The 13,386-nt window shown below is 62.6% G+C and carries 11 protein-coding genes; 5 read left to right on the top strand and 6 right to left on the bottom strand.

The genetic code is table 11. The features are described from left to right. Positions 1–95 precede the first annotated feature (95 nt). Positions 96–2,030: a methyl-accepting chemotaxis protein gene (locus tag G9X68_RS04495; protein WP_171601434.1), complete on the top strand. Its 1,935-nt coding sequence runs from the start codon at positions 96–98 to the stop codon at positions 2,028–2,030. Between the two features lie 225 nt (positions 2,031–2,255). Here G9X68_RS04495 and dxs read toward each other — a convergent pair whose 3' ends face one another. From dxs to G9X68_RS04470, 5 genes are all read right to left on the bottom strand, one after another. After that, a complete protein-coding gene (dxs, locus tag G9X68_RS04490) occupies positions 2,256–4,172 on the bottom strand; it encodes a 1-deoxy-D-xylulose-5-phosphate synthase (RefSeq protein WP_171601433.1) in 1,917 nt (638 codons plus the stop codon). A gap of 166 nt (positions 4,173–4,338) precedes the next feature. Next, positions 4,339–5,262 carry a pirin family protein gene (locus G9X68_RS04485; RefSeq protein WP_171601432.1) on the bottom strand — a complete coding sequence of 308 codons (924 nt, stop codon included), beginning with the start codon at positions 5,260–5,262 and terminating at the stop codon, positions 4,339–4,341. A gap of 115 nt (positions 5,263–5,377) precedes the next feature. Next, a complete protein-coding gene (locus G9X68_RS04480; RefSeq protein WP_138328842.1) occupies positions 5,378–6,145 on the bottom strand; it encodes an SDR family NAD(P)-dependent oxidoreductase in 768 nt (255 codons plus the stop codon). Positions 6,146–6,231: 86 nt separating this feature from the next. Then, the gene (locus G9X68_RS04475; protein WP_003545921.1) at positions 6,232–6,483 is read right to left on the bottom strand and encodes an exodeoxyribonuclease VII small subunit; all 252 of its coding nucleotides are present in this window, start codon (positions 6,481–6,483) and stop codon (positions 6,232–6,234) included. A 2-nt stretch (positions 6,484–6,485) separates the two neighbouring features. Continuing rightward, positions 6,486–7,421, bottom strand: a complete 936-nt coding sequence (locus G9X68_RS04470; RefSeq protein WP_171601431.1) for a histone deacetylase family protein — start codon at positions 7,419–7,421, stop codon at positions 6,486–6,488. Between the two features lie 288 nt (positions 7,422–7,709). Here G9X68_RS04470 and G9X68_RS04465 point away from each other — a divergent pair, with 288 nt between their 5' ends. Then, complete coding sequence (locus tag G9X68_RS04465; protein ID WP_171601430.1) at positions 7,710–8,111, top strand: acyl-CoA thioesterase; 402 nt, start codon at positions 7,710–7,712, stop codon at positions 8,109–8,111. Positions 8,112–8,161: 50 nt separating this feature from the next. Here G9X68_RS04465 and G9X68_RS04460 read toward each other — a convergent pair whose 3' ends face one another. Further along, entirely contained in the window at positions 8,162–8,812 is a 651-nt protein-coding gene (locus G9X68_RS04460; protein WP_171601429.1) for a GntR family transcriptional regulator, read from the bottom strand. A gap of 165 nt (positions 8,813–8,977) precedes the next feature. On the opposite strand from G9X68_RS04460, the gene G9X68_RS04455 reads away from it, so the two are divergent. From G9X68_RS04455 to G9X68_RS04445, 3 genes are all read left to right on the top strand, one after another. Beyond that, positions 8,978–10,402, top strand: coding sequence for a malonyl-CoA decarboxylase (locus G9X68_RS04455; protein WP_171601428.1), 1,425 nt, complete (start codon positions 8,978–8,980; stop codon positions 10,400–10,402). Further along, positions 10,399–11,913: an AMP-binding protein gene (locus G9X68_RS04450; RefSeq protein ID WP_171601427.1), complete on the top strand. Its 1,515-nt coding sequence runs from the start codon at positions 10,399–10,401 to the stop codon at positions 11,911–11,913. Before G9X68_RS04455 ends, G9X68_RS04450 begins: the two co-directional genes overlap by 4 nt. A gap of 96 nt (positions 11,914–12,009) precedes the next feature. After that, positions 12,010–13,356 carry an SLC13 family permease gene (locus G9X68_RS04445; protein ID WP_171601426.1) on the top strand — a complete coding sequence of 449 codons (1,347 nt, stop codon included), beginning with the start codon at positions 12,010–12,012 and terminating at the stop codon, positions 13,354–13,356. Positions 13,357–13,386: the final 30 nt, after the last annotated feature.

Raw genomic sequence — 13,386 nt, 5'->3', positions numbered from 1 at the left:
CACGTCGATCATGTTCTCAGCTTCAAACATCCCGGCGGTTGCGTCTCGCGCGACCTGCCTCTCGCCGCGTCGACTGTCGTCAGGAGAAATCACCGATGTCCGCCAAAAACATATCCTTGAACGGTAAGCTTGCGGCCACGTTCGCAGCCCTCATTCTCATTTTCATCGCCGTTTCCGCTTTCGTTTATTCCAAGGCGACGGCGTCCGCTGCCGCGTCTGCCGAGCAGGAAAAATCCGAGCTGCTCGTTAACCAGATCGACGATGCGCTGCAGGCGATGCTCGAGCAGGCCGTCAACCTGCGCGGCTTCATCCTCTTCCGCAGCGACAGCACCTATGGCGATGTCTTCGCCAACCGCGAGCGCATGCTGAAAGCGATTGCCGCTGCGAAGCAGACGGCGGCCGGCGAGCCGCAGCTGATCGAGATGATCGACGGCATGCAGAAGGCCGCCGATCTCTATTTCCATGAGCTTGCCGAGCCGCAGACCAAGGCACGCAAGGAAACCGACATGCCGATCGAAGAGGTCGTCAAGATCGGCGTCAACGCCACTAAGGGCCAGCTCGACGGTTTCCGCCAGGCCTCGGCCAAGATCAAGGCCACCGCGCGTGAAAAGTCCAACGCGTTGGCCGCAATCCGCGCCGATGCCAACAGCGATCTGAAGATGACGCTGCTTGCCGGCGGCATCGTCGCCTCGCTTGCTGCCGCCATGCTTGCCTGGCTGATGTCGCGCATCATCGTCCGCCCGGTCGTCGGCATGACGAGCGCGATGGACCGCCTCGCCGGCGGTCAGAACGACATCGAGGTTCCGGCTGTCGAGCGCGGCGACGAAATCGGCCGCATGGCTCAATCCGTCCTGGTCTTCAAGCAGGCGGCAATCGAGAAGCTGCGTCTTGCCGGCGAGACCGACCGCATGCGCGACGATGCCGAGCGCCAGCGCCGGGCAGGCGACGAGCAGAAGGCGCGCGAGGAAGGCGAGCTCCGCCATGCCATCGACGCTCTGGCGGGCGGCCTTGCCGAGCTTGCCAATGGCGATATGGCCGGTCGTATCCAGACGCCGTTCGCCTCGCAATATGACAGCCTGCGCAATGACTTCAACCATGCCGTCGAAAAGCTGCAGGCGGCGCTGCAATCGGTCGGCCGCAACGCTTCGGCGATCAATGCCGGCGCCGGCGAGATCCGCTCCGCCGCCGACGATCTGGCCCACCGCACCGAGCAGCAGGCTGCCGCCGTCGAACAGACCGCAGCTGCGCTTGAGGAAGTGACGACGACCGTCCGCGACAGCGCCAAGCGCGCTGAGGATGTCGGCAATCTCGTCGAGCGCGCCCGCCTCGGCGCCGAGAAATCAGGCGAAGTCGTCCGCAAGGCCGTCTCTGCCATGCAGCAGATCGAGAAGTCCTCGGGCGAAATCTCCAACATCATCGGCGTCATCGACGACATCGCCTTCCAGACCAACCTTTTGGCTCTGAACGCCGGCGTCGAAGCCGCCCGCGCCGGCGATGCCGGCAAGGGCTTTGCCGTCGTCGCCCAGGAAGTGCGCGAGCTTGCCCAACGCTCGGCCAAGGCCGCCAAGGAGATCAAGGCGCTGATCACCACCTCGGGCGAACAGGTCGTTGCCGGCGTCGGCCTCGTCGGCGAGACCGGCAAGGCGCTGGAGGTCATCGTCTCCGAAGTGCAGGAGATCAACCACCACGTCAGCGCCATCGTCACCGCCACGCGCGAACAGTCGATCGGCCTGCAGGAGATCAACACAGCCGTCAACAATATGGACCAGGGCACGCAGCAGAACGCTGCCATGGTCGAGGAGCAGACCGCGGCCAGCCATGCGCTCGCCCAGGAGGCAAACGCCCTCGAAGAACTGCTGCACCAGTTCAAGCTCGGCCAGGTGGCCCCGACGCCGCGCGCTGCCGTCGCCGGCACGAGCTCCCGCCCGGTCGCCTCTCCGGCCCACGCCCTGACCAGCACCGTCGCCAAGGCCTTCGGTGGAAGACAGGCAGCCGCTGCGGCCGTGAAGGAAGACTGGACGGAATTCTGAGAACGCCCTTCACAGGGACGTCAAATGAAGAGGGCGGTGCAGTAATGCGCCGCCCTTTTTTGTTGAGAGGACGTGCCGGGCAGCCCCCTCATCCGCCCTACGGGCACCTTCTCCCCGAGGGGAGAAGGGGGAATCGTGACGTCGCCGCGAATCTCTTCTCCCCTCGGGGAGAAGGTGCCGGCAGGCGGATGAGGGGGCTACACGGCACACCCTCACGTCAATCATCTACCCAGCAACCCCAACCGCAACACCGCGCCCCAGCGCCCTGAACACCGTCGAGACGATTCCGGCGCGGTCGAGCCCCGCATGGGCGTTCATGGCTTCGGGCTTGGCCTGCTCCATCCAGATGTCGGGCATCACCAGCGAGCGCAGCTTCAGGCCGTTGTCGAGCAGGCCTTCGCTGGCGAGGAAATGCATCACATGGCTGCCGAAGCCGCCGATCGAGCCTTCCTCGACGGTGATGACAATCTCGTGGTGGCGAGCAAGCTGGCGGATCAGATCATGGTCGAGCGGCTTGGCGAAGCGCGCATCGGCGACCGTCGTCGAAAGCCCCGCGGCGTCGAGATCCTCAGCGGCCAGCAGACAATCGGCAAGCCTTGTGCCGAAGGAGAGCAGCGCCACCTTGGTGCCTTCCTTGACGATGCGGCCCTTGCCGATCTGCAGGATTTCGCCGCGCGCCGGCATGTCGACGCCGACACCTTCGCCGCGCGGATAGCGGAAGGAGATCGGTCCGCCATCATAGGCGACAGCCGTGCGCACCATATGCTTGAGTTCGGCCTCGTCGGCCGCCGCCATCACCACGAAGCCGGGCAGGGTGGTGAGGAAGGCGGTGTCGAAGGAACCGGCATGGGTCGGCCCGTCGGCGCCGACGAAGCCGGCGCGATCGATCGGAAAACGCACCGGCAATCCCTGGATCGCCACGTCATGCACGACCTGGTCGTAGGCGCGCTGCAGGAAGGTTGAATAGAGGGCGGCGAAGGGCTTGTAGCCTTCCGCTGCCAGGCCGGCGGCGAATGTCACGGCATGCTGTTCGGCAATGCCGACGTCGAAACAGCGTGACGGAAAGGCCTCGGCGAGCTTGTCGAGGCCGGTACCGTTGGGCATAGCGGCGGTGATGCCGACGATCTTGTCGTCGAGGGCGGCTTCCTGCACGAGCGCTTCGGCAAAGACGCTGGTATAGCTCGGCGCATTCGGTTTGACTCTTGCCTGAGCGCCGGTGATGACGTCGAACTTGTTGACGCCGTGATATTTGTCGGCCGCAGCTTCCGCCGGCGGATAGCCCTTGCCCTTCTGGGTGACGACATGGATCAGCACCGGCCCGCGCCCATTGTCGCGCACGTTGCGCAACACAGGCAGCAGGTGGTCGAAGGAATGCCCGTCGATCGGTCCGATATGATAGAAGCCCATCTCTTCGAACATCGTGCCGCCGGTGACATAACCGCGCGCATGCTCGACGGCGCGGGTGATCGCCCGGTCGATGTTCTTGCCGAGATAGGCCGTCAGCTTCTTGCCGAAGTCACGGAAGCCCATATAGGTGCGACCGGAGGCAAGGCGCGCAAGATAGGCGCTCATGGCGCCCGTCGGTGGCGCGATCGACATATCGTTGTCGTTGAGGATGACGATGAGCCGCGCATCGAGGGCACCCGCATTGTTCAACGCCTCATAGGCCATGCCGGCCGACATCGCCCCGTCGCCGATGACGGCGATGACGCGGCGGTCTGATTTGTCGAGGTCGGCGGCAATCGCCATACCGAGGCCGGCCGAGATCGAAGTCGAGGAATGCGCCGCGCCGAAGGGATCATATTCGCTTTCGGCCCGGCGGGTGAAGCCGGACAGCCCGTCTTCCTGGCGCAGCGTCCGGATGCGGTCACGCCGGCCGGTGAGGATTTTGTGCGGATAACATTGATGGCCGACATCGAAGATCAGCCGGTCGCTCGGCGTGTCGAAGACGCTGTGGATGGCGATCGTCAATTCGACGACGCCGAGACCGGCGCCGAGATGGCCGCCGGTGCGCGACACCGCGTCGATCATTTCGTCCCGGACCTCACGGGCAAGCTGCGGCAGGTCGCGATCCTCGAGCTTGCGCAGGTCGGCGGGGTAGATGACCTGGTCGAGCAGGGGGGTCTTCGGCAGTTGTGTCACGGGCGGGCGCTCTTTCTTGCTTTTCCTTGCTCCGCTTTTATTCGATTAGATTGCGGCAAAACAAGTGCATTTCAGGAACCGAAGCTTTTCACCTTAGAGCATGATGCCGAAAAGTGTGAGCGGTATTCGGCGGATATCCTGGTCTATTTCTCCCATCTCGTGTCATTCAGCCTTCCGGCAAAGGCACGAATTCCTCTTCATCTCCGGGCACGATATCGAAGCGGCCGGTGCGCCATTCCTCCTTGGCCTGTTCGATCCGCTCCTTCGAGGAAGAGACGAAATTCCACCAGATATAACGTTTCGAATTGAGCGCCGCACCCCCGAAGAGCATCAGGTGGCAGCCATCGCGGCCGGCTTCCAGCGTGATCGCATCGCCTGGCCGGAAGACCAGCAGCTGGTCGGCGGCAAAACGGTCGCCTGATATGACGACCTCGCCCGAGAGCACATAGACGGCGCGCTCTTCATGCGCCGCGCCGAAGGGAAATTTGGCGCCCGGCTGCAGGTCGAGATCGACATAGAGCGTGTCGGAGAAAACGCCGACCGGCGATGTCATGCCTTCGAACGAGCCGATGACCACGCGCCCACGCACGCCTGCCGTCTCGATCAGCGGCATGGCGGATTTTTCCGTATGGGCGAAGGCGGGATCGATCTCCTCCTCGTCATCGGGCAGCGCCAGCCAGGTCTGCAGCCCCGACATTAGCAGCGGATGACCGCGCAGATTGTCGGGCGTGCGTTCGGAATGGACGATGCCGCGGCCGGCCGTCATCAGGTTGATATCGCCGGGACGGATGACCTTTTCGGTGCCGAGGCTGTCGCGATGGCGGATCTCGCCGTCGAACAGATAGGTGACCGTTGACAGTCCGATATGCGGATGCGGCTTGACGTCGAGCGCCTCGTCCGGCTTCAGGATCGCCGGTCCCATGCGGTCGAAGAAGATGAACGGCCCGACCAACCGCCGCTGCCGGCTGGGCAGCGCGCGGCGCACCTGGAAACCGCCGATATCGCTGGTGCGCGGGATGATCAGGTTCTCGATCGCGTCGCAGGCGAAGGCATCGCCGGGCAGGGGATCTTTACCGGGAAAGAAGGACATTGGGATCTCCGATCGCTACAGTGCCGAGCGTCATCGCCCACAGATAGCGCCTGGAGCGCCGCGCGTCCAATCGGACGCGCCATGGACGCTCCAACACATGAAAGCGCGTCGGGGCTCAGATCGCGGTAAAACCGTTGTCGACGAAGAGATGGGCGCCATTGACGAAGCTCGATTCGTCGCTGGCGAGATAAAGCGCGGCCCGCGCCACGTCTTCGGGTTCGCCGATCCGCCCCTGCTGGGCGGCAATGGCGGCATCCGAAACATCGACGCCGAGCGCCTGCAGGTCGGCCACCTCGCGCAGGCCGTGCGGCGTGCGGATGAAGCCGGGGCAGACGGCGTTGCAGCGGATATTGCGATCGCGGAATTCCACTGCGATGGCGCGGGCAAACATATGCACGGCACCCTTGGTCGTGTCGTAAAGCACTTCCATCGGTGTGGCGGCGACTGCCGAGATCGACGAGGTGCAGACGATCGACCCGCCGCCGCTCGCAATCATCTTCGGCAGCACCGCCTTGGTCATCAGAAACATCGAGCGTACATTGACGGCATGCAGCCAGTCCCATTCCTCGACGGTCGTTTCCAGGAAAGGTTTGATGACGATCGTGCCGGCATGATTGAAGAGCACGGTGACTGCGCCGTAGCGTTCTTCGACGCCCGCGACGGCGGCATTGACGGCGGATTCGTCCGAGACATCGGCCGTCCAGCAATCGGCCTCGCCGCCGGCGTCACGGATCGCTTGGACGGTCTCGGCCGCCGCCTGGCCATTGCGGTCGATGATCGCAACACGCGCGCCTTCCGCTGCAAAAAGCTTCGAGGCGGCACCGCCCATGCCGGTCGCGCCGCCCGAGATAATGGCGACCTTACCCTTCAACCTGTCCGTCATTTTTACGTCCCCTCATCGTTTTGCAAGGGGATCATAGATCGGCCGGAAGCAGATAGCCAAGCGTCTTCGAAAGGGAGTTTGCCGCCTCAGGCGCCGTCCAGCGGCTCGACGCCCTGCGGCTTGCCGGCGCGGTCGAGCCGGATCTTCTCGATGCGGTTTTCGGCGGCCGAAAGCAGGGTCTCGCAATGTTTCTTCAGCGCTTCGCCGCGCTCATAGATCTCGATCGATTCATCCAGCGCCACATCGCCGCGTTCCAGACGGGCGACGATGCTTTCGAGTTCGGCAACCGCCTTTTCGAAGGAAAGGCCGGACACCTCCGGCTTGGCGCTGTCAGTCATTCTCAACCCTTCATCATTCTCAGAATATGCATGCCCGCCGATTCGGCGAGTCCCTCGAGATCATAACCGCCTTCGAGCAGGCTGACGACCCGGTTCTTCGCGTGCCGGTCCCCGAGTTCCAGCACGCGCCCGGTCGCCCAGTCGAAATCCTCGCCGGTCAGATTGATCTGCGCCAAGGGATCGCGGTGATGCGCGTCGAAGCCGGCGGAGATGATGATGAGATCCGGCCGGAAATCGTCAAGCGCGGGCAGCACGCGCGATTTGAACGCCTCGCGGAAATGATCGCTGCCGACATTCGGCGATAGCGGCGCATTGACGATGGTATTGTGCTTGCCCTTCTCGTCCTTGGCGCCGGTGCCGGGGTAGAGCGGCATCTGATGGGTCGAGCAGAACAGCACCGAAGGATCGTCCCAGAAGATATCCTGCGTGCCGTTGCCGTGGTGCACGTCCCAGTCGACGATGGCGACGCGCTCGGCGCCATGGATCTTCTGGGCATGGCGAGCGGCGATCGCCGCATTGTTGAAGAAGCAGAAGCCCATCGCCGTCATCTTCTCGGCATGGTGCCCCGGCGGGCGGGCAGCGACGAAGACATTGTCGGCCCGGCCGGTAAAGACGTCGTCGACCGCCACCATCGCCCCGCCGATGCCGGTCAGCGCCGCCTGCAGGCTTTTGCTGCTGGCATAGGTATCGGCTTCGATCTGGTTGATCTCACCCTCTTCCTCGGGGATCTCCCGCATGACGGCGATGAGATGTTCTTCGGGATGGGCAAGCAGCACCGCATCTTCGTTCGCCTGCGGCGCCTGCCGGCGCTCCAGCCGCTCGAAATTCGGATGTTCCAGCGCGACGTTGATGGCGCGGATCCTGTCCGATCGCTCCGGATGGCCGGCGGGCGTGACATGTTCCAGGAAGATCGGGTGTTCATAAAGACGGGTGCTCATGAAGACACTCTATCGGTCGCTTATGTCATGTGCCACAGCAGATGGGGCATCGCCTGACGATTTCAACAAGCGCTCTTGCCGCGCGGTCCGACCCTTCGCCTATCACAACTGTCTCGTTCGCGCCGTTTCCGTCAATCAGGTCCGTGGCTACTGCGCCGCATCCTTTCAGGCGCGTGGAGGACACTGTAACACTTTGAACTATTGCGTAATTCTATCCTTAAGCCAGTTCCGGTATAAGCAATTATGCAGTAGTGTTACCATGGGGAACTGAGTGGGGCAGATCTGTTGATGAGTCAGTCGAAACGCCCGGATGTGGCGGAAATACGCGTGCCGTTTCGCGATGTCGATATGAAGGGCCAGATGTTTCTGGCCTCCTATATTTCCTATGCCGAATCCGTCCTGGCAGGCTTCTGGTCGTCACGGCCCGATGTCGATGACGAACCCGTCTATAGCCCCAGCAAGGTTTCTTGCATGCTTCACCGTCCGCTGCACTATGACGAGCCGGCAACCTTCACCGCCACCATCGACAAGATCGGCATGCATTCCATCGGCTTCCTCATTTCGATCGACACCGGGGAGGAGCGCGCCGCCGAGGTCGAGATCATCTGGCAGGCCCGCACCCGCGAGGACCAGTCGCCGGCCTCGCTCCCGGAGGAGACGCGCGACTGGCTTTATCGGTTTTTGGATTAGGGTGTTGTGCGGACGGCGGGATGCGCTTTCGTTTTCCTGCTGCAGTCCAATCATCTCGCCGCCATGCTGGCGACCAGATCGCTGAACCTCTCACCCTGAATGCCGACATGTGTCCTCAGCAGGCGGCGGGCTTCGTCGCCGTCTCCGGCAAAGATTGCGTCGACGATGGCGCAATGTTCCGAGAAGGAGGTCGACAGGCGGTTGCGCACACGCAGCTGGAGGCGGCGATAGGGTCTGAGGCGGCGGTGCAATTGCAGGCATTGCTCCTCGAGGAATTCGCTGCGGCCGGCTGCGTAGATGGCCTTATGGAATTCCTCATTGTCGTAATAATAGGCATCGCTGTCACCGGCGGCGGCCGATTGCTCGCAGCGGCCGTGGGTGGCGGTGATCGCTTCCCGGGAGGTCTTGTCCAGCCGTCGTGCGGCGAGCGACCCGGCCAGGCCCTCCAGCTCGGCCATCACCTCGAACATTTCATAGACGCGGTGCGGCCCCGGATCGATGACGATGGCGCCTCTGCGCGGTCGAATTTCGATGAGGCCGATCGCATCGAGCTGCATCAGCGCCTCGCGCACCGGCGTGCGGGAGACCCCGAAACGCGTCGCAAGCACCATTTCGTCGAGCCGCTCACCGGGGGAGAACTCGTTGGAAAGAATTGAATTTTCAATCTCATCCCGAAGCCATCGGCCGACATTCTCGGACATCCGTCTCACTTCCATCATACATAAACATAATTCTTGTATACACGATTGTTGACCTCGTGTACGAAGAGTGGCATTCTACATACTACCGGTGAAACCCGACGATGGGAAGCAGCCGTCAAAAACGGGCCGCCCCCAAGCGGGCCGGCAGAAGAAAGGAGAGATGGCATGTCTGAGGCTTCCTTCTTCACCGACATGCTGCAGAGCATCACGGATCGCGGACGCCAGCTTCTGTTTTCCGGCTCGCGCGCCACGCAGGTCGCAGCCAAGGCCGATCTCCAGACACTCTGTGAAATGCTGCTGTCGAGCCGGGGCGAAGCCTCGGGCATGGCGCTTGCGGCCGAGATCCTCGATCGATGGGGGGCGCTCGACAGCGAGGGCGCGCAGGCATTCCTCCTTATGCTGCATGAAAAGTTCGGGCCTGACACGACCAAGCTCGACCAGGCGATCGAAATCTACCGCACCGATAAAAGCTCTGCCGCGGTCATCGCGCTCCACCAGGCAGCCGAGCCGCGGCGACAGGAGCTTCTGCGCCGATTGAATCACGCGCCGAACGGCACCGCCAAGCTTGTCCGGATGCGTGAGCAGCTGCTTGCTTCCAAAGACCAATCCGAAGGTTATCACGCGCTCGACGCCGACTTCACCCATCTGTTCGGCTCCTGGTTCAATCGCGGCTTTCTGACGCTGCGCCCCATCGACTGGACGACGCCGGCTTACATCCTTGAAAAGATCATCAAATACGAAGCCGTGCACGAGATCGCCGGCTGGGAGGAGTTGCGCCGTCGTTTGGCGCCGGCCGACCGCCGATGCTTTGCCTTCTTCCACCCCCGGCTGGTTGACGAGCCGCTGGTGTTCGTCGAGGTGGCGCTGACACGATCCGTGCCCAGCGCGATCGGCGATGTGCTGGTCGAGGGCAGGGAGCAGATCAACGCCGACGAGGCGACGACGGCCGTCTTCTATTCGATCTCCAACTGTCAGGATGGCCTGCGCGGCATCTCGTTCGGCAACTTCCTGATCAAGCAGGTCGTGGAAGACCTGCGCAGAGACCTGCCTGGCCTGAGGAATTTCGTCACGCTGTCGCCCGTGCCGGGCTTTACCCGTTGGCTTGCCAAGGCGCGTGCCTCGACCGCCGATCGGTTGCTGCCGGAAGCGGCCCGCGAAACACTGATGGCGCTGGACGATCCGAACTGGCCCGACGACGAGAAGACGGCGACGGAAGTGGAGCGCGTATTGCTGCCTCTTGCGGCGCGCTATTTCCTGACCGAACGGACACCGGAGGGCCGCCCGGTCGATCCTGTCGCCCGCTTCCATCTCGGCAACGGCGCTCGACTGGAAAGACTGAATTTTCTCGGCGACCGCTCGGCCAAGGCGATGCAGCAGGCCCACGGCCTGATGGTCAACTACCTCTACAAGCTCGACGATATCGTGGCCAACCACGAGGCCTTAGCGCAGCGCGGCGAAGTAATTGCCTCGCCTGCCGTCAAAAACCTGCTCGGCCAGAACGACGAAAGCCGCCGCGGCGGCAATGGCCAGCAAGGCTCCCGGCCATTCCAACAAATAGTGAACTCAACGCTTGGAGGAGGGCGAAAGTGAGCAACCATCTTTTCGACGCCATGCGGGCGGCTGCGCCCGGTGACGCACCGTTCATCCGGATCGATGACACCCGCATATGGACCTATGACGACGCTTTCGCTCTTTCCGGCCGCATTGCCAGCGCGATGGACGCGCTCGGCATTCGCCCCGGCGACCGGGTGGCGGTGCAAGTCGAGAAAAGCGCCGAGGCATTGATCCTCTATCTCGCCTGCCTTCGAACCGGCGCCGTCTACCTGCCGCTCAACACCGCCTATACGCTGGCCGAGCTCGATTACTTTATCGGCGATGCGGAGCCGCGTTTGGTGATTGTTGCGCCGGCCGCCCGGGAAGGCGTTGAGACGATCGCCAAGCCCCACGGTGCGATCGTCGAAACGCTCGATGCCGACGGTAGCGGCTCGTTGCTGGATCTCGCCCGCGATGAGCCGGCCGACTTTGTCGATGCCTCACGTTCCGCCGATGATCTGGCTGCGATCCTCTACACCTCGGGAACGACGGGACGCTCCAAGGGGGCGATGCTCACCCATGGGAACCTGCTCTCGAACGCCCTGACCTTGCGGGATTATTGGCGCGTCACATCAGGTGATCGGCTGATCCACGCCCTGCCGATCTTCCACACCCATGGGCTGTTCGTCGCCACGAATGTCACGCTGCTCGCCGGCGCCTCGATGTTTCTGCTGTCGAAATTCGACGCTGACGAGGTCGTTTCGCTGATGCCTGAGGCAACGATGCTGATGGGCGTGCCGACCTTCTATGTGCGCCTGCTGCAAAGCCCGCGCCTCGACAAGCAAGCGGTCGCCAACATCCGCCTGTTCATTTCCGGTTCGGCTCCCCTGCTTGCCGAAACCCATACCGAGTTCCACGCTCGTACCGGTCACGCCATTCTTGAGCGCTACGGCATGACGGAAACCAATATGAATACGTCCAACCCCTATGACGGCAAACGGATTGCCGGAACGGTCGGCTTCCCGCTGCCGGGTGTCACGGTGCGCGTCACCGATCCCGCCACCGGGCTCGAGCTGCCGCCTGAAGAAACGGGCATGATCGAGATCAAAGGGCCGAACGTCTTCAAGGGCTATTGGCGCATGCCGGAAAAGACGGCGGCGGAGTTCACGGCAGATGGATTCTTCATCAGCGGCGATCTCGGCAAGATCGACCGGGACGGCTATGTCCACATCGTCGGCCGCGGCAAGGACCTGGTGATTTCGGGCGGATACAACATCTATCCGAAAGAGGTCGAAGGCGAGATCGACCAGATCGAGGGTGTGGTCGAAAGCGCTGTCATCGGCGTGCCGCATCCCGATTTCGGAGAAGGCGTAACGGCCGTCGTCGTGTGCAAGCCCGGCGCCGTCCTCGATGAAAAGACCATCGTCAGCGCCCTCCAGCAACGTCTCGCCCGCTACAAACAACCCAAGCGCATCATCTTCGCCGAGGATCTGCCGCGCAACACGATGGGCAAGGTTCAGAAAAACATCCTGCGGCAGCAATACGCCGATCTTTATACCAGGAGGTAAGGCGGCTGCGCCCTCTGGGAGGAGGGTGCGTCGACATCCCGCATCGATCTTGAACACAACAACTACGGCGCTGGAGGCGTCGGAGGGAGGGGAATCATGGGTATTGAATTACTGGCCATAGGCCTGCTGGTCGCCATGTTCATCATTGCGACGATCCAGCCAATCAACATGGGTGCGCTGGCGTTTGCCGGTGCCTTCGTACTCGGCTCGATGATCATCGGGATGAAAACCAGCGACATTTTCGCCGGCTTTCCGAGTGATCTATTCCTGACGCTCGTCGCCGTCACCTACCTCTTCGCCATAGCGCAGATCAACGGCACGATCGACTGGCTCGTTGAATGTGCCGTCCGCCTGGTGCGCGGTCGGATCGGCTTGATTCCCTGGGTGATGTTCCTGGTCGCCGCCATCATTACCGGTTTCGGTGCCCTTGGGCCTGCCGCGGTCGCCATTCTCGCACCCGTGGCGTTGAGCTTTGCCGTGCAATACCGCATTCACCCGGTGATGATGGGTCTGATGGTGATCCACGGCGCGCAGGCGGGCGGATTTTCGCCGATCAGCATCTATGGCGGAATCACCAACCAGATCGTTGAGAAGGCCGGCCTGCCTTTCGCTCCGACCTCGCTGTTTCTCTCCAGTTTCTTTTTCAACCTGGCGATTGCGGTGCTGGTCTTCTTCATTTTCGGCGGCGCAAAAGTGATGAAGCAGGACGCCGCATCGATTGGCCCCTTGCCCGAAATCCATCCCGAGGGCGTATCGGAGTCGATCAGAGGTCACGGCGGCACGCCGGCAAAACCGATCAGGGAGCATGCCTATGGCACGGCGGCCGATACCGCGACGACATTGCGCCTGAACAATGAGAGAATTACCACCTTGATCGGCCTGACGGCGCTCGGCATCGGCGCCCTGGTTTTCAAGTTCAATGTCGGCCTCGTCGCCATGACCGTGGCGGTCGCGCTGGCGCTGCTGTCACCGAAGACCCAGAAGGCGGCAATCGACAAGGTCAGCTGGTCGACCGTGCTGCTGATTGCCGGCATCATCACCTATGTCGGCGTCATGGAGAAGGCCGGGACTGTCGACTACGTGGCGAACGGCATATCCAGTCTCGGCATGCCGCTGTTGGTAGCACTCCTGCTTTGCTTTACCGGCGCCATTGTCTCGGCCTTTGCCTCCTCGACCGCGCTGCTCGGCGCGATCATCCCGCTCGCCGTTCCGTTCCTCCTGCAGGGACACGTCAGCGCCATCGGTGTGGTCGCGGCGATCGCGATCTCGACGACGATCGTCGATACCAGCCCATTCTCCACCAATGGCGCGCTCGTCGTCGCCAATGCACCGGATGACAGCCGTGAGCAGGTGCTGCGACAGTTGCTGATCTACAGCGCCCTGATCGCGATCATTGGCCCGATCGTCGCCTGGTTGGTGTTCGTCGTGCCCGGGCTGGTGTGACGGGCTGGCAACGAGCGCGCTTGTTCGAAA

It is taken from the genome of Rhizobium changzhiense (genome assembly GCF_013087625.1).
GTDB classification, from domain to species: domain Bacteria; phylum Pseudomonadota; class Alphaproteobacteria; order Rhizobiales; family Rhizobiaceae; genus Rhizobium; species Rhizobium sophorae.
This window is presented reverse-complemented; position numbering and strand designations above follow the sequence as displayed.

Excerpts from the sequence above, each read along its gene's own strand:
- G9X68_RS04495 (WP_171601434.1), top strand. The coding sequence starts at position 96 with ATGTCCGCCAAAAACATATCCTTGAACGGTAAGCTTGCGGCCACGTTC.
- G9X68_RS04485 (WP_171601432.1), bottom strand. The coding sequence starts at position 5,262 with ATGTCCTTCTTTCCCGGTAAAGATCCCCTGCCCGGCGATGCCTTCGCC.
- G9X68_RS04480 (WP_138328842.1), bottom strand. The coding sequence starts at position 6,145 with ATGACGGACAGGTTGAAGGGTAAGGTCGCCATTATCTCGGGCGGCGCG.
- G9X68_RS04475 (WP_003545921.1), bottom strand. The coding sequence starts at position 6,483 with ATGACTGACAGCGCCAAGCCGGAGGTGTCCGGCCTTTCCTTCGAAAAG.
- G9X68_RS04470 (WP_171601431.1), bottom strand. The coding sequence starts at position 7,421 with ATGAGCACCCGTCTTTATGAACACCCGATCTTCCTGGAACATGTCACG.
- G9X68_RS04465 (WP_171601430.1), top strand. The coding sequence starts at position 7,710 with ATGAGTCAGTCGAAACGCCCGGATGTGGCGGAAATACGCGTGCCGTTT.
- G9X68_RS04460 (WP_171601429.1), bottom strand. The coding sequence starts at position 8,812 with ATGTCCGAGAATGTCGGCCGATGGCTTCGGGATGAGATTGAAAATTCA.
- G9X68_RS04455 (WP_171601428.1), top strand. The coding sequence starts at position 8,978 with ATGTCTGAGGCTTCCTTCTTCACCGACATGCTGCAGAGCATCACGGAT.
- G9X68_RS04445 (WP_171601426.1), top strand. The coding sequence starts at position 12,010 with ATGGGTATTGAATTACTGGCCATAGGCCTGCTGGTCGCCATGTTCATC.